Raw genomic sequence first — 14,098 nt, 5'->3', positions numbered from 1 at the left:
TCGCTGTATTGTCTGATATCCCTCGCCTGATATATCGCATTGGCGAGAGAGATACTCACCAGAGACGTTTTCAGGTGTAATAGGTTCCCGCAGGCCAGTCCAGATGACTGAGTTTTGCGATTAATCCCGACCTATGCAGTGGTTGCGGAAAAGGAAACTATCTTGCTCAACAACGTTGACCCGTTGGGTGGGTCAGTCGCTCATCGTTACGCGGGGTAATGTAATGCGCGCAACGTCAAAGGAATATCCTGTGATAGTTGTGTTTATGGGGGCAGAAGAGAAAAAATCAAGGGGCCGATGCGACCCCTTGATGATGCGCAGACTGGTTTGGACTATTTTGCTCCCAGCGTAATTCTGCCACTGACAGTGGACACATCCACTCTGCCGTCTCCGCCATTATGCGTGAACTCCAGCCAGCGACGCGGACCATATTTGGCTTTTTGCATTTCGTCATCGGAAAGATCGTTAATAATGCGACCACCAGCGTGGGCCTGAATATCGAAGCGGGCTGACACATCTTTCTGAAAGTTGAAGTTCATGCTACCGCCAACAGAAGAGCCTCTGACAAAGCCCCTGGCGGCCAGGTTCATAGTGGCATCGACACGTCCATTAACAGTTTCGATGTTTAGATCATTGACCGATTCCATCGCAAGCTCAATATTACCGTTAACCGAAGTTACCTTAACCTCCGGACTATTAGTCCGGATATTGATATCGCCATTTACCGTGTCCATACGTAAATCTTTACTGCTACGGTGTTCTCCGGATATATCTCCGTTTACTGTTTCAATAGAGACATCCCCCTCAACATCACGAATGTCGATATCGCCGTTAACTGATTCCAGGCTGACACGTCCCGATACCTTCTTCACATCCACGCTTCCGTTAATGACTTCGACATTCACACTGTGGTGGAGATCTTCTATTTTTACACCCGCATTAATTGACGTGTAGTCGACGAAACTTGCGCGAGGCACGTAAATTGTCAGATCGTCACCATCACTTTTTTTCCAGTTACGCCAGTGGCCGGGATCCCTGGCAATTTCAACTTTGATGACAATTTCATTGCCGTTCTTCTCGAAGATAAATTCCTCAGTATTGTCGCTAAGCTCACCCGTAACCTGAACTTCATCTTTATCCCAGCCAATAATTTCAGCGCTGCCGTTCATATGTTCAATTTCAACAAACGGACTGTCAGAGGTGGTTATGCGTTGATCGACTTGCTCCCTGGCGATACTCGCATGGCTGAACGCGACAATTCCAAGCCCCAGTAACAACTGACATTGCACGCTTACTGATTTCATTTTTGCTAATACATTCATCATCATTCTACCTTCTTAAATTTGCTGCCACTTGGGCGCGTGCACTCGCTCAATTAGCGCAATTTGTTGTTGATATACGTTCTGTAACATCCGTAATAACGCGGTATTATCCGGATCTTCATTCAATGCGGCTTTAATCGCATTAGCGGCCTGGTCCAGCTCGGTAAGCTGAGCCTGCCAGTTTTCAGTCAGCGCAGGCGTATCGGTATACTGCACTAACAGTGACTGTTTCTGCTGCTCATGTTGCTGGCTTAATGCCTGTACCAACTCGGTACCGGTAAGCTGACCCGATGGCGTTACCGGCATGCGGTTAAAACCAAACCAGCTTAGACAGGCAACCAGCGCGATACTGGCAGCAATGGCATATAGGCCACCACGGGAAGCGGGTTTGACGGCCTCATCTGCGGGCTGCTCCATACCCAGTTCGATTCCCCGCCACAAGTCGCGGTTGGGTGCTTTATTCCGGGGTAATGCATCCAGCTTTTGCTGTAATTCCTGGTCAAAATTAGTCATTGTCGTAACCCATCCACTCTTTTAACAACTGCTTGGCGCGATGAAACTGCGCTTTGCTTGAGCCCACTGCCATATTCAGCATGCTCGCAATTTCCTCGTGCCGATACCCCTCTATGGCGTGTAACACGAATACCATACGGGCACGTTCGGGAAGTCGAACAATATAGGACTCCAAATCGACCTCTCCGGTTGACGCTTCTGCGTGAAACTGTTCCGCCGCGCTGCCTTCAATATTAAACATCCGCTGAAACCAACCACGCTGTTTACGCATATAGCTCACGGTAATGTTCGCCGTTACGCTATGCAGCCAGGTTGAAAACTTACTTTTGTGGTTGTAATTACCCAGCTTTCGCCAAAGCTGAATAAACACTTCCTGCGTCGCATCCTCGGCCAGCGCATGATCGCCGGTTAACCGATAGCTGAGCGCGTGTACACGGCCAACGTAGGCATCATAAATCTGATGGTATGCCTGTTTATCGCCGGACTGTGCCGCCTCAATAAGTGCTTTTTCGCGCGCTGTGGTGAAAGCCGCCTTGGCATCTACCACAGTACATTGCGAGTTTTCCATGTCTTCAATTGCCTGCTATCTCAGTCAGTTACAAGACTGACTTGTTCTTGTTATGAGGTTAGTCGTAGCGTACGCTACAAAGGTTTAAACGCGCAAAAAACTTTTTTATTCGCTATATCAACATTGACGATGATTTTCATCAGGGAGTCCCTATGCACGTGCTCGCCTTATACGCCGCAACACCACAACCATTCGGCCCCCGTGGCGCCCCAAGTAGTATTATCAAATCGCCGGTGCCGTTTCTCAGCGTCAATAGTAACGGCACCGAGCAGGATGAACAGGGAAATAAAAAATTGCACGGCGGTCCGGAAAAAGTACTTCATCAGTACAGCCTTAAGAACTACGAACTGTTACGGGCACACTACCCTGACAATGCTTTTGAGGCAGGAAGCATCGGCGAGAATATGCTTGTTGAGGGGATGGAAGACGATACGGTTTTTATTGGCGACATCTGGCAGTTTGGTGAAGTGATTTTGCAAGTAAGTGCTCCCCGCGCGCCCTGCAATAAAATATCCCATCGTTATGAGATTAAAAATCTGGATCGCTTTGTCGGCGAACATGGCGCGACAGGCTGGTACTACCGGGTTCTTCAAACCGGAACGCTGAGAGTAAACGATGACGTCAGACTCCTTGAACGTGCGGATGTCACCGTTTCAGTAAGAGATCTGATGCAGTGTACTTACAACAAAACTGATAAAGATGCCGCCAGGGCCTACGCGATTTTGCCGGTGCTCGACGACGAATGGCGCATCAAGTGTGAGAAAGTTGCAACCAAAAGCTAGTGTCGCTCAGGCTCACAGCCAAGTGACTAAACAAGGCGGTCTCTTGCCGGCCTAACGGGTTATGTCACTGGCATTCGCAGCCTTGGTGTCTTAGGCCACGCTGGCAACCCGCTTCTGCCAGGCGTGTCGTGATGCATTTTTGAACATACCACAGTCGCGAGCGCCTTGGTTTTTGAAATAAAATTCAGCCTCTTAAGGTCTTTCTCTGTGCTTGCCCGTATACAGCTCAGAGGCAAAAACCGGAGGATAACCGTGATAAGCCAGTTTCTACCCCACGTCGTCAGCGAACGCCGCTGCATGATTGCCGCTTTATTACTCTCACTTGGTATGACGACAACCGTATATGCCAGTCAGACTGCAGACACTGTTACTGCGCAGGAGTTTGTAGACTTGCAAGAGGGAGACAGTCCCCACGCAGGCTACCGGCGCGCCCATGCCAAAGGGGTCTGCATTACGGGGGAATTTCGCGCTAATGGAAACCTTAGTGATATCGTAACTACCCCATTGTTCGCCCCCGGCGTAACACCATTTACCGGGCGCTATTCGATAGCAGGCGGCAACCCTTACGCACCTGATCTATCCTCTCCAGTCAGAAGCCTGGCGCTGAACTTTGCTCTGTCTTCACCGAATCAATGGCGGATCGCGATGAATACGCCGCCGGTAATGGCGGTTACTAACCCTCATGATTTTTACCAGCAGATCGTGGCCATCAAAAAAGGACCTGAGGCCGTGAAAGCCTTTTTCAAAGATCATCCCGAATCGAAAGACTTCATGACATGGCGGGCCAGCTACTCGCCAGCAGGCAGCTTTTCCGGCGAGACCTACCACAGCCTAAACGCGTTTTATCTGCACGATAAACAAGGCAATCAACAAGCCGTAAGGTGGAAGATGGTGCCAGCCAGCGCGGCCCCGTTTGATGAGACTGAAGGCCCCGACGCGCTACAAGAACGACTGGCACAACAGCTGGACGCTGCCCCGGTGGTATATGACTGGGTATTTACCCTGGCTGGGGCTGACGATGATGAAAATAATCCTGCCGTAAAATGGCCCGCGTCGCGTGAACAGCGCGTTGCCGGACAAATTGTCATAACCGACTGGCAGCCCCAGTTAGAGGGTAATTGTCATAGTCTTAACTTTGACCCGCTCGTATTGCCCAATGGCATATCGGCCACGGAAGATCCCATTTTGCGGGCTCGCTCGGCTGCTTATGCCGAATCGTATCGCCGACGTGCCAGAGAGGCATTGGCTGGCGCACTGGAAGGAGAACGGGATGGAGAATAACAACCGTTTTCCGCTTGCTATGCGTTTACTTCACTGGGCGATGGCCGCGTTAATTATATCTATGTTACTGGCTGGCCTTGCAATGGTCAGGTCGCTTGAGCCTTGGCAGCTCACTATTCTTACAGCGCATAAAGCGTTTGGTCTGCTGGCTTTTGTTCTGGTTATTCTGCGCATCGCCATCAGAATGAAGTCACAAACGCTCCCTTTACCCTCGTCACTGTCTCGTGTGCAAAAGCGTGGCGCGATTGCGTCGCACTATGTGCTTTATGCGCTAATGGTGGCCATGCCCGTTAGTGGGTACCTGATGCAGTATGTTGCCGCCAGGCCAGTGGAGATATTCGGTTTATTCACACTACCGGCTTCACTCACCGCTGACATTGAGAGTTACGGGTTGTTTCGGGAAATCCATGGCTACCTTGCCATCGCGTTTATTGCGATGATTTTATTGCATATATCAGCAGCCCTGCATCATCACTTCGTGCGCAAGGATTCCGTACTGAAATCGATGCTTTAGGCTCAGATGCGCTCTCATCCAGGTATGCAGAGCATTTTGTCTGATACTCCGGGCCACGTGATTGTCATTACTGACTGGGACGTCGGGGAAAGGTCATACTTGATTGGTGTGCGCGGTGTCAAAAACTGGGATATCCATTTCACGGAGATGGCCGCTGACTCAACGCTTCGGGGCGCTGTTCGCCAGGATGTTCATCACTTTTTATACTGACATAAAAAAAGCCGCAACGTTTCCGTTGCGGCTTTTTCAATTCAAAACGTCAGCGATTAGGCTTCAGCGATGATAACAACCTTAACAGAGGTCATTACGTCTGAGTGAAGCTGCAGGTCGATGTCGTATTCGCCTGTTTCACGCAGTGTACCAGTAGGCAGTTTAACTTCTGCTTTTTCTACTTCTACGCCAGCTGCAGTGATGGCATCAGCGATGTCGCGAGTACCAACAGAACCGAACAGTTTGCCTTCTTCACCAGCAGGTGCAGCGATAGTCACTTCATCCAGCTCGTTCAGCTTCTCAACACGCGCTTCAGCGGCTTTCAGCTCGTCAGCAATTTTCGCTTCCAGTTCAGCACGACGTGCTTCGAACTTCTCAACGTTTTCTTTCGTTGCAGGTACTGCTTTACCCTGTGGAAACAGGAAGTTACGTGCATAACCTGATTTAACGTTTACCTGGTCGCCCAGGCCGCCAAGGTTGGCGATTTTATCTAGTAAGATGATATCCATCTAAGCTACCCCTTAAACTTCGCCAATTACTTGTGAGAATCAGTGTACGGAAGCAGTGCAAGAAAACGTGCACGCTTAATCGCAGAAGACAGCTGACGCTGATACTTCGCGCTAGTACCTGTGATACGGCTAGGGACAATCTTACCGCTCTCTGTGATGTAGTTCTTCAGAGTAGCGATATCTTTATAATCAATCTCGGTCACGCCTTCTGCAGTGAAACGGCAGAACTTACGACGTCTGAAAAAACGAGCCATGGGTGTTCTCCTTAAGCGTTGTCTTCAGTGGTTTCAGTTTTCTTTTCTGCGCGCTCTGTACGAGGAGCAGAATCGTCACGACGCTCACGGCGAGGCTCTTCTTTAGTCATAGGAGAGGCTTCAGTTACCGCATCTTTAGTGCGCATAACCAGGTTACGCAGGATAACGTCGTTGAAGCGGAAAGCATTTTCCAGCTCGTCAACAGCTTCAGCAGTCGCTTCAGCGTTAATCAGAACGTAGTGTGCTTTGTGCAGCTTCTCGATTGGGTATGCCAGTTGACGACGGCCCCAATCTTCTAAACGATGAATCTGACCACCGTCTTGCTTCAGGATAGTGGTATAACGCTCGATCATACCAGGTACTTGTTCACTCTGATCAGGGTGAACCATAAATACGATTTCGTAATGACGCATTAAACGCTCCTTACGGTTGTAGCCTCGGCAGAACAGCCTGCTGCATAGAGACAAGGAACTAGGTTTGGTTGGCTGTAAGGGCGCGCATTATATAGATCAATTGTTCACCACACAAGCAGTTTGTGGGCGGGCATTGCTTAAACACCGGTCGCGTTCAACACGCAGTTAAATCAATAACTAACGCATTTATCATTTGATGATTGGTATTTAAGACACCATCGCGTTTTGATGTACTTATTTTATAGTAAATCAATGCCAGTTGAGAATGCACTTAGTCAAGTTACTCACAATCGCGCTTCGTTTAATTCGGCTGTTTAGTACGTAAACCCGACTTTGCCACAATGAACTTTCCATCTAAAAGAGTAGTGGTCTAACCGCAGAGTTATCAATACACTGAGTTACCACTCCTGTACAAGAATGCCATTGCCAGTCGCTCTAACTCTTACCTTATAACGTTATCGACCAAAACAAACGTTGCTGTTTCAATTTGTTAAGAAACACTCTCCGAAATTCAAGGCACAGCTGTTTCGGTGTAAACCTTCCCTTCAATTTGTTCTAATCTGGAGGAGTTTATGCAAAGCGTTGAGGTAACTCTACCCGCGATGACCATCATCACCCAACTGCAGCAAGCAGGGTTCACCCCTAATCCTGAATTTCACTTCAACTTCCAGAACTATTCATCTGTTCAGTATTAAGGCTCAGGTGATTTAAATAGACTGTATCAGCCTTTTTAAGGGACCAAGTATAATTAAATGGAGATTATCATCTTGAACGAATTAACTTTTAAAGAGCTTAATAGTATAAGTGGTGCCGGTTTGGACGAAAGTGTATGTGTAGCTGGTTTTGGTGCATTGGGTGCACTAGGCGGCTTTATCGGTGGTGGTATTGCTACTGCAGGGATAGGTATGGGTGCTGGTGCAGTTTGGGGTTTTGGATTTGGAACGCAAATTGGCACTGCAGTTTGCATACCTTAAGGATAGAGAAATGAAAGAATTAAACCTTGACGAGAGCTCACAAGTTTCTGGCGGTGATTGCATGTCCAACTGGGCTGTTGGTGGTGGTATCACCGGTGGAATAATTGGTGGTGTCGCAGGCTTTGTGGGAGGTTTTGGTTTCGGAGCCGGAGCTGGCATTACGGGTGGCAGCTCTTTAGGATCAGCAATTGGCACAATTGGTGGCGCATACTTTTGTTATCCATAATCAAGAGAGGCATGTGCCTCTCTTTCTGGTAAGTAGAATGACTGTACTATTTTTTTTAAATTACACAACGACATTGTTTCTCGTATTTATACTCACGAGTGTGCTCACACCCGATAACCTATTCATGCGTTTTGTTTTTTATACAACTATTGCTGCAATGGTGGCATTGGTTTGTTGGGTATGGGGCAGATATTCAATAATTAAACGCGGCAAGTATATCTATATTCATACATTCCCAACTTTCACTAAAATCAGCGTAGAAGAAGTCGAGAATCTTATCGTTACCGACAAACATGTACTGGTTACTAAAAAAGAGGGAAGTCAGACGAAACATCACTTTATGTTTGGACCGTCTGGAGGTATTCATGACTCTGTATCTCCATTGATCATCAATCAGATTAAAAGGCTATGACTAACGCTTTCTTGGGGGAGTTATAATTAGATTAAGCGTTATTAACTTCAACAAGCTCAAATGTTGTTCCCGGTTCGCCTTGAATCAACACGCGACATTGTCCCCAGGATTGCGGAATGCTCCAGATGAAATTCTCAGCAACAGTAAATTTTTCGCGGTGAGATTCGCAGCGCACTTCAACAGAATCCAGGTCGCCATCGATATAGGAAAAGCCAAACTGGTTGCGGGTAAGAGTGTAGAATTGAGAACCACTGTCTTTTACCGCTAACGCTATACTCATGGGCGACTTAGATTCGATCAGCGCATTAATCTCTTCAACTACAGGCGCGAGCTCTGCACGATAAGCTTCAGCGCCATCTAACTCCAATAGTTTATCGAATGACTCTAATGCCAGCGCGTAATAGCCAAAATTGACTTCGAGCGCGAATATCTGCCTTATCAAGTCAGCTTTGAACGCGTCTTCGAATTCTGACTGATTCGCACTGTTAAGCGCTTTTGAGTAACTATTTAGTTCTCGCTGCACGTCGTTAAGACGGCGCGCCAGTTTGCCATCCAATGTATAAAAATACGTACTTTCGTAGCGATTGAAGTTACGTTTTGCTTCTAGCTTGGCCATTTTCTCATCGGCCAGCGCGAACTTTTCTTCGCTGAGCAAACCTTCAATTTCTCGATACGCGCGAATGAAGCTACGTTTAGCTCCCGTATTATCTTCAAGAAGAAAATCAATCCGGATTGCTTGATGACATTGCTCAGTAGGTGCCCCATTTTTCATGGCAGGATCAAATTTCCAGCGTTTCAAGGCGCGAACAGCTTCGTGCCTGAAAGCTTTATGACCACTATAGTCATCGACGATGACATCTTCGACTGCACCTTCTTCATTAATAACGTAACTCATTGTTACCCAACCTTCGGAACCCGTTCTTGCGGCTTCGGCTGGGTACCTCGGATTCGCCCTCTCAACAGGGGTAGCTGTCTGAAATCCTGAAATACGCTTTATCTTATCGGGTGATACTTCTTCGATGGCTTTCTTATCGACTTCATCACACGGGAAATCCTGCGCGTTTGTGACCAAGGTCATGGACGCACAGACAAACCCAAGGAAAAATTTATATAAAGATGGCATTTGAATTCCTTTTCCAACAGTCTATTTAACCGACCGGGGTCCGCTCCGGTTTCAGCCTAACATGTTTCCAATATTAAAGCCGAAAAGCAATATTAATCCAATCAGTGCGAGTATTGTCGGAAATGGTACCTTGCCAATATTAATTGGTACCTGAAATGCGGGTTTTGCCGACTCTTCAGCATATTTCAATCGATAGCGTATCAACGCAATATTCACAATAATGAACAAGGTAAACACAAAAATATTGCTTAAACTGGCAACAATTTTTAAGTCGCCAATTAACGCAAAGATTATCACCACAATACCTACAAGAAAAATAGCAGAGCGGGGAGTGCCGCTGCCTTTATCCACTTTTTCGAAATGATTGATATAGGGAATATCGTTATCTCTTGCCACATCGAACATCAGGCGGCTAGTGGAGATGGTATTGCTGAGAATGGTTTTACTGGTGGCAAATAGGGCAACGCCAATGAGTATTGTTGCCCAAGTTTCGCCGCCAGTTTCCCGCATCACCGCAGCCAGTGGACCATCTGCTTTGGCCAGCTCTTCTGCGCTCATAACACTGACTGCGCAGACCGCGATTAGCAAATAAAGCATTAATACAATGAGCCCTGAAATAATTAACGCCTTGGGCAAATTTTTTCGGGGCTCCTTGGCTTCCTCAGCCATCTTCACTAAATCTTCAAAGCCAACGTAGCTGAAAAAAATCAACGCACCACCGCTTAACACGCCAATATACCCCAGCTCTGCAGGTTCGAAGTAATTCGCTTCACCCACAGAAGGTGCGGCAAACAGAATGACCGCGCCAAGTCCGATGATCGTGACGATGGTTGCAAAGTTATTGAACAAAGATGACTGACGCATGCCAAAGGCATTGACCATAACCATCAGAACCACAATACCCGTGGTACTTATCCAGCCAGGGATCTCAATAAGGCGACTCAGATATTCACTGAAGCTAATGGCGATAGCAGCAGGCGCAACCACCCCGGTAAGAAACATGACGACAGAAAGCACCAGCGCAAATCGTGGGCCAAATGCCCGTTTTACAAATTCAAAGCTGCCTCCTGCGTCGGGATAGCGACTAACGAATTCAGCGTAGGAGAGACTGGTTAACAGTGCAACTACAGCAGCAATAAGAAACGATGCCCATAAAAGGTTGCCACTAAAAGCCGCTGCCTCGCCAATGATCGCATAGATACCAGCGCCCACGACGCCACCCACACCAAACAAAATGAGATCGAACAACGAAAGGGTTTGTTTCAAGCCGCTATTTTCTGACATAAGGTATCCTGTTTTACTGACCGTATGCAGCTTGGTTACGATGGCAATAGGAAAAAGACACAAAAAAGGCCACTGATACGAACGCCCCAATCTACGTCGTTCAATTTAAGGCTTCTTCACCTGCTCAGTTGACGGGAATTGCTGCGAGTTTTACGCAGCACTTGAAAGCAGGCGCAAATGAGGACGTCGAATGTCAGCTCCTTGACTTTAGCAGACAGGCAAGAGGGGGCCGCCCTCTGGCATAACAAGTCGCTTTTTTTGGGTGTTCCTACAAATTTGCCACCTACACCCGGCCTGACTGTGGCTCTGGCTCACACTGTTACGATCTAACGCTATCAAGTCGGAGCAAACGGAATGGCTTCAGGAAATCACCAAAATCCCGACACCGCCGAGCGCAGCAAGCGACCACATAACCGTATTTCGGTGAATTTTTTCGCCCATCACTGCCGCCACGCCCAGTGAAAAGATTGCGCTGGTAGCAATAAGCGTTTGCACGATACCCGCCTTGGCATTAGCAAAGCCCAGCATCTGAAAATACATGGCAAATACCGTCCCCAGCAATGTGGCAATCGCAAACATGCCCCACATTTTTAACGGCTTACTACTGGTTGGCAGCCAGCGTTCCCGTCGCAGCAACATAAATAGCGCCACCACGACAAGCCCACCGATTAACCGCCAGTTTGCGGCCTCAGCGGCTCCGATCTCGTATCCGGTAAGAATATCGCGGCTTATTACCGCGCCGATAGCCTGACACACCGCAGCGATAACTGCATACAGGTAGCCGACTGAAGGCACAATCTCGGCGGAGAACCGGCGTTTGGATTTAATCACCATGTCGACCGAAATGATAACCAGTGCCACCCCCAGCCACTGCTGCCAGCTAAGCCACTCGGCAATCCATACCATGGCCAGCAAGGCGGCAAATATCGGCGCCAGTGTTTCGGCCACCAGCACCGTCTGGCTATCGCCAATACGCCGCAATGCGAGGAAGAAAAACGTATCGCCAATGCCAATCCCGATCACACCGCTAAGCAGCAGCCAGATATAAGCTTCAGCCGGTAAGCTGGATAGCGGCACAAACAGCAGAATCACAACCGAGAGCACGATGATAGTGAAAAGCCCTTTCCACAAGTTCATCGATAATGCTGAGAATGACCCGCCAAGGTGACGAAACAGGCGTGCGGCGATTGCCCAGCTTAGCGCGGTTGTCAGTGCTGCAATTTCTCCGGTCATACTTGTGTTTATTGGTCTTAGTGGCAAAAAGGGCCGCTAGGCTACCAAAAATCGATGCCTAAGGGTATTGAAGCGGTATGTCTGGCAACAGATTTCTGCGTCATATTTCACATGTTTACCGCGCAAACCGGATTCCTGTCTATACTTTGAATATCTGAACATTTATTGCATTTTGCCATTCAGCTGAAACTGGCGATGCCGTTAATAATAAAAGACTTACTATGCGCTGTTTGAGGAATCCCCTATGAATCAACGCCTCTCTCTTACTGTGAAACTCATGTCGGTTGTCGGCGCGCTATTTGTGTTGCTGGCACTGGTATTTATTACGGTAAGTTACTTTTTGCTGGACGATGCCGAGCAGGACATTAACCGCCATATCAGTGAGGAAGTAACCTCTCAGATTGAGGCCACGATGTCAGCCAAGGCATCTCAGTACGCGGCACAAACACAAACCCTTATGGGCACAGCGCATCAGGTACCCTATAACCTCGCCGCAGCACTTGCTGCAAGCATAGAAGCCAGTGACAGTAATTCGCTCACACGGGAGCAAACCGAACGCATGGTGCGAAGTCTCCTCGCTGCCGGCTCGACGTCCAGTATGTACGCACAGTTTGAGGCCAATCAATTTGATGGCAACGCCTCGGCGTTCTCAGGCGGAGCCTCACACTCAGTCCCCGGACGCGGCAGCTTTGAGGTGTACTTTGTACGGGAGCAAAACGGTGCAATTCAACAGATCCCTATCGATGACGCCGATGAGAAATATGATGCCACACTGGATGAGTTTGGGTTTCGTGCCGCCGAGTGGTATTTGTGTAATAAGGACAACATGAAGCCCTGCGTAGCGAACCCCTACAACTATGAAATCCGCGAAGGCTACGAGGAGCTCATGACCAGCTTAACGGTGCCGGTGATTGCAAACGGTCGCTTCCGGGGTGTTGTCGGCGTCGACCTTAATCTTCCTATCCTGCAGCAACGCGCCAACGATCTGAAAGCGTCTTTATACAATGGTGAAGCCGAAGTGTACGTGATTAGCCAGAACGGTATGGTGGCTGCCGCCACCGATGCCACGGATAAACTGGCCCGTCCTTTCACTGAGGTATTTAACGATGACAGTGTCAGTGAAAAGATTCTGTCGGTATCGGGCAAGCCAGAGTCGGTGCAAATTGACGATATGCTTTATGTTACCCGCCCAATAACGCTATCGCTTCCGCAAGTGGACTGGCAACTGGTTGTCGGCGTCAACGTGAATGCGGCGCTTGCGCCGGTGGCCACAGTAGAGGGCCTGATTTCTTCAGCCATCAACTCGTTACTTACCACACAGTTTGTGGTGGCAATGATAACCACGTTAATTGCCTTGTCGCTCATCTATCTGTTCACGCGCGGCATTATTCAACCAGTGAAGCAGGTTGCAGATCGTATGACCGTATTGGCCGGTCAGGGTGGCGATCTTACTCAGGATATCCAGGTCCATTCCCACGCCGAGCTGATACAGCTTAGTCAGGCCTTTAATCTGTTTAAAGAGAAAGTGCGAGAGTTGCTTGAGCAAGCGAAGGAATCATGTGAACAGGTTATCAAACAAAGCGAGCAAACGCAGTCGCGCGCGGCTGCTACCAACGAGCAAATTCAGGTGCAGCAATCTGAAATAGACAGCGTGGTAACCGCCATTACAGAAATGTCGCAAACCGCGCATGATGTGGCCCGCACTGCCAGTAATGCCGCGGATAACGCCGATACTGCCAACAAATCAGTGCAGCAGACCGAACAGGAAATTTCGCATTCTACCGAGTTGGTCATGGAGCTCTCCGGCGAAATGAAGGATGCCTCAAAGGCCGTTAAAGCGGTATCCGAACGCAGTACCGATATCAAGAAAATCCTGGACGTCATCGGCGCTATTGCAGAGCAAACCAACCTGCTGGCGCTGAATGCCGCCATTGAGGCCGCCCGGGCAGGAGAAAACGGCCGCGGCTTCAGCGTGGTCGCTGATGAAGTTCGCTCACTGGCCTCAAAAACGGCAGACTCGGTGGGTGAAATCAGTAAAGTTATTACGGCGCTGCAAAGCGAGGTGGATAATACAGTAGGCATTATCGAGCAAGGCAACACCAAAGCAGAGCAGGCATCGTCACGAACCCAGGAAGCGCTACAGAAGATGCAGGAGACCGTGCTACAAATTGATGAGATCAGTCAGCACATGACACAAATGGCAGCTGCTGCAGAAGAGCAAAGTCAGGTCAGTGAAGAGTTAAACCGGAATATGGTCGTTATTGGCAACGCCACCAAAGAGGTATCGGCCATATCAGAAGCCTCGCAGGAAAGCTCAGAAGCCATTTCCCGCGAAGTGAACACGCTAAGCGACTTGCTGAGTAAGTTAAAAACCAGACGGTAAGCGCCCACCCGGATAAGTGCTATTACCTGGTATACGCTTGTCGAAAAGAAAGCTGAACAAGTCAGCTTTTCAAAATAAATAAAAAAGGAGGCGTGCT

General features: G+C 48.6%; 16 protein-coding genes. 7 read left to right on the top strand and 9 right to left on the bottom strand.

The window, feature by feature from the left end:
- Positions 1-332: 332 nt before the first annotated feature.
- Genes JKP77_RS10955 through JKP77_RS10945 form a run of 3 tightly spaced genes read right to left on the bottom strand, consistent with a single transcriptional unit; the run spans position 333 to position 2,403 of the window.
- Positions 333-1,328, bottom strand: coding sequence for a DUF4097 family beta strand repeat-containing protein (locus JKP77_RS10955; RefSeq protein ID WP_246601176.1), 996 nt, complete (start codon positions 1,326-1,328; stop codon positions 333-335).
- 9 nt (positions 1,329-1,337) lie between these two features.
- Complete coding sequence (locus JKP77_RS10950; protein WP_218311211.1) at positions 1,338-1,835, bottom strand: hypothetical protein; 498 nt, start codon at positions 1,833-1,835, stop codon at positions 1,338-1,340.
- On the bottom strand, positions 1,828-2,403 hold the full coding sequence (locus JKP77_RS10945) for an RNA polymerase sigma factor (RefSeq protein WP_218311210.1): 576 nt from the start codon (positions 2,401-2,403) through the stop codon (positions 1,828-1,830). Before JKP77_RS10945 ends, JKP77_RS10950 begins: the two co-directional genes overlap by 8 nt.
- A 152-nt stretch (positions 2,404-2,555) precedes the next feature.
- On the opposite strand from JKP77_RS10945, the gene JKP77_RS10940 reads away from it, so the two are divergent.
- The 3 genes from JKP77_RS10940 to JKP77_RS10930 all read left to right on the top strand — a co-directional run bounded on the left by JKP77_RS10940 (position 2,556) and on the right by JKP77_RS10930 (position 4,980).
- Entirely contained in the window at positions 2,556-3,185 is a 630-nt protein-coding gene (locus JKP77_RS10940) for an MOSC domain-containing protein (protein ID WP_218311209.1), read from the top strand.
- 297 nt (positions 3,186-3,482) lie between these two features.
- Complete coding sequence (locus JKP77_RS10935) at positions 3,483-4,466, top strand: catalase family peroxidase (protein WP_218311289.1); 984 nt, start codon at positions 3,483-3,485, stop codon at positions 4,464-4,466.
- Entirely contained in the window at positions 4,456-4,980 is a 525-nt protein-coding gene (locus JKP77_RS10930; RefSeq protein WP_218311208.1) for a cytochrome b, read from the top strand. The genes JKP77_RS10935 and JKP77_RS10930 overlap by 11 nt, the downstream gene beginning before the upstream one ends.
- Positions 4,981-5,246: 266 nt before the next feature.
- On the opposite strand, the gene rplI is transcribed toward JKP77_RS10930, so the two are convergent.
- Genes rplI through rpsF form a run of 3 tightly spaced genes read right to left on the bottom strand, consistent with a single transcriptional unit; the run spans position 5,247 to position 6,366 of the window.
- The gene (gene rplI / locus JKP77_RS10925; protein ID WP_218311207.1) at positions 5,247-5,699 is read right to left on the bottom strand and encodes a 50S ribosomal protein L9; all 453 of its coding nucleotides are present in this window, start codon (positions 5,697-5,699) and stop codon (positions 5,247-5,249) included.
- 26 nt (positions 5,700-5,725) lie between these two features.
- Positions 5,726-5,953 (bottom strand): 30S ribosomal protein S18, encoded by a 228-nt coding sequence (gene rpsR, locus JKP77_RS10920; RefSeq protein WP_012519954.1) that lies wholly within the window; start codon positions 5,951-5,953, stop codon positions 5,726-5,728.
- Between the two features lie 11 nt (positions 5,954-5,964).
- Complete coding sequence (rpsF, locus tag JKP77_RS10915; protein WP_218311206.1) at positions 5,965-6,366, bottom strand: 30S ribosomal protein S6; 402 nt, start codon at positions 6,364-6,366, stop codon at positions 5,965-5,967.
- A gap of 752 nt (positions 6,367-7,118) precedes the next feature.
- On the opposite strand from rpsF, the gene JKP77_RS10910 reads away from it, so the two are divergent.
- The 3 genes from JKP77_RS10910 to JKP77_RS10900 are packed head-to-tail and all read left to right on the top strand — an operon-like array spanning position 7,119 to position 7,978.
- Positions 7,119-7,340, top strand: coding sequence for a bacteriocin-like peptide (locus JKP77_RS10910; RefSeq protein WP_218311205.1), 222 nt, complete (start codon positions 7,119-7,121; stop codon positions 7,338-7,340).
- 10 nt (positions 7,341-7,350) lie between these two features.
- Positions 7,351-7,566: a hypothetical protein gene (locus JKP77_RS10905; protein ID WP_218311204.1), complete on the top strand. Its 216-nt coding sequence runs from the start codon at positions 7,351-7,353 to the stop codon at positions 7,564-7,566.
- 37 nt (positions 7,567-7,603) lie between these two features.
- Positions 7,604-7,978, top strand: coding sequence for a hypothetical protein (locus JKP77_RS10900; RefSeq protein ID WP_218311203.1), 375 nt, complete (start codon positions 7,604-7,606; stop codon positions 7,976-7,978).
- Positions 7,979-8,009: 31 nt separating this feature from the next.
- On the opposite strand, the gene JKP77_RS10895 is transcribed toward JKP77_RS10900, so the two are convergent.
- The 3 genes from JKP77_RS10895 to JKP77_RS10885 form a co-directional block, all read right to left on the bottom strand.
- Positions 8,010-9,101, bottom strand: coding sequence for an energy transducer TonB (locus tag JKP77_RS10895; protein WP_218311202.1), 1,092 nt, complete (start codon positions 9,099-9,101; stop codon positions 8,010-8,012).
- A 51-nt stretch (positions 9,102-9,152) separates the two neighbouring features.
- The gene (locus tag JKP77_RS10890; protein ID WP_218311201.1) at positions 9,153-10,385 is read right to left on the bottom strand and encodes an APC family permease; all 1,233 of its coding nucleotides are present in this window, start codon (positions 10,383-10,385) and stop codon (positions 9,153-9,155) included.
- A 360-nt stretch (positions 10,386-10,745) separates the two neighbouring features.
- On the bottom strand, positions 10,746-11,618 hold the full coding sequence (locus JKP77_RS10885; protein WP_218311200.1) for a DMT family transporter: 873 nt from the start codon (positions 11,616-11,618) through the stop codon (positions 10,746-10,748).
- A gap of 244 nt (positions 11,619-11,862) precedes the next feature.
- Here JKP77_RS10885 and JKP77_RS10880 point away from each other — a divergent pair, with 244 nt between their 5' ends.
- Complete coding sequence (locus tag JKP77_RS10880) at positions 11,863-14,001, top strand: methyl-accepting chemotaxis protein (RefSeq protein ID WP_218311199.1); 2,139 nt, start codon at positions 11,863-11,865, stop codon at positions 13,999-14,001.
- Positions 14,002-14,098: the final 97 nt, after the last annotated feature.

Source organism: Alteromonas antoniana (assembly GCF_019249295.1).
Taxonomy (GTDB): domain Bacteria; phylum Pseudomonadota; class Gammaproteobacteria; order Enterobacterales; family Alteromonadaceae; genus Alteromonas; species Alteromonas antoniana.
Note: the sequence above shows the minus strand (reverse complement) of the source record. Positions and strands in the feature narration are given on the sequence as shown.

Coding starts and splice junctions, on each gene's coding strand:
- JKP77_RS10955 (WP_246601176.1), bottom strand. CDS start 1,328: ATGATGATGAATGTATTAGCAAAAATGAAATCAGTAAGCGTGCAATGT.
- JKP77_RS10950 (WP_218311211.1), bottom strand. CDS start 1,835: ATGACTAATTTTGACCAGGAATTACAGCAAAAGCTGGATGCATTACCC.
- JKP77_RS10945 (WP_218311210.1), bottom strand. CDS start 2,403: ATGGAAAACTCGCAATGTACTGTGGTAGATGCCAAGGCGGCTTTCACC.
- JKP77_RS10940 (WP_218311209.1), top strand. CDS start 2,556: ATGCACGTGCTCGCCTTATACGCCGCAACACCACAACCATTCGGCCCC.
- JKP77_RS10935 (WP_218311289.1), top strand. CDS start 3,483: ATGATTGCCGCTTTATTACTCTCACTTGGTATGACGACAACCGTATAT.
- JKP77_RS10930 (WP_218311208.1), top strand. CDS start 4,456: ATGGAGAATAACAACCGTTTTCCGCTTGCTATGCGTTTACTTCACTGG.
- rplI (WP_218311207.1), bottom strand. CDS start 5,699: ATGGATATCATCTTACTAGATAAAATCGCCAACCTTGGCGGCCTGGGC.
- rpsR (WP_012519954.1), bottom strand. CDS start 5,953: ATGGCTCGTTTTTTCAGACGTCGTAAGTTCTGCCGTTTCACTGCAGAA.
- rpsF (WP_218311206.1), bottom strand. CDS start 6,366: ATGCGTCATTACGAAATCGTATTTATGGTTCACCCTGATCAGAGTGAA.
- JKP77_RS10910 (WP_218311205.1), top strand. CDS start 7,119: ATGGAGATTATCATCTTGAACGAATTAACTTTTAAAGAGCTTAATAGT.
- JKP77_RS10905 (WP_218311204.1), top strand. CDS start 7,351: ATGAAAGAATTAAACCTTGACGAGAGCTCACAAGTTTCTGGCGGTGAT.
- JKP77_RS10900 (WP_218311203.1), top strand. CDS start 7,604: ATGACTGTACTATTTTTTTTAAATTACACAACGACATTGTTTCTCGTA.
- JKP77_RS10895 (WP_218311202.1), bottom strand. CDS start 9,101: ATGCCATCTTTATATAAATTTTTCCTTGGGTTTGTCTGTGCGTCCATG.
- JKP77_RS10890 (WP_218311201.1), bottom strand. CDS start 10,385: ATGTCAGAAAATAGCGGCTTGAAACAAACCCTTTCGTTGTTCGATCTC.
- JKP77_RS10885 (WP_218311200.1), bottom strand. CDS start 11,618: ATGACCGGAGAAATTGCAGCACTGACAACCGCGCTAAGCTGGGCAATC.
- JKP77_RS10880 (WP_218311199.1), top strand. CDS start 11,863: ATGAATCAACGCCTCTCTCTTACTGTGAAACTCATGTCGGTTGTCGGC.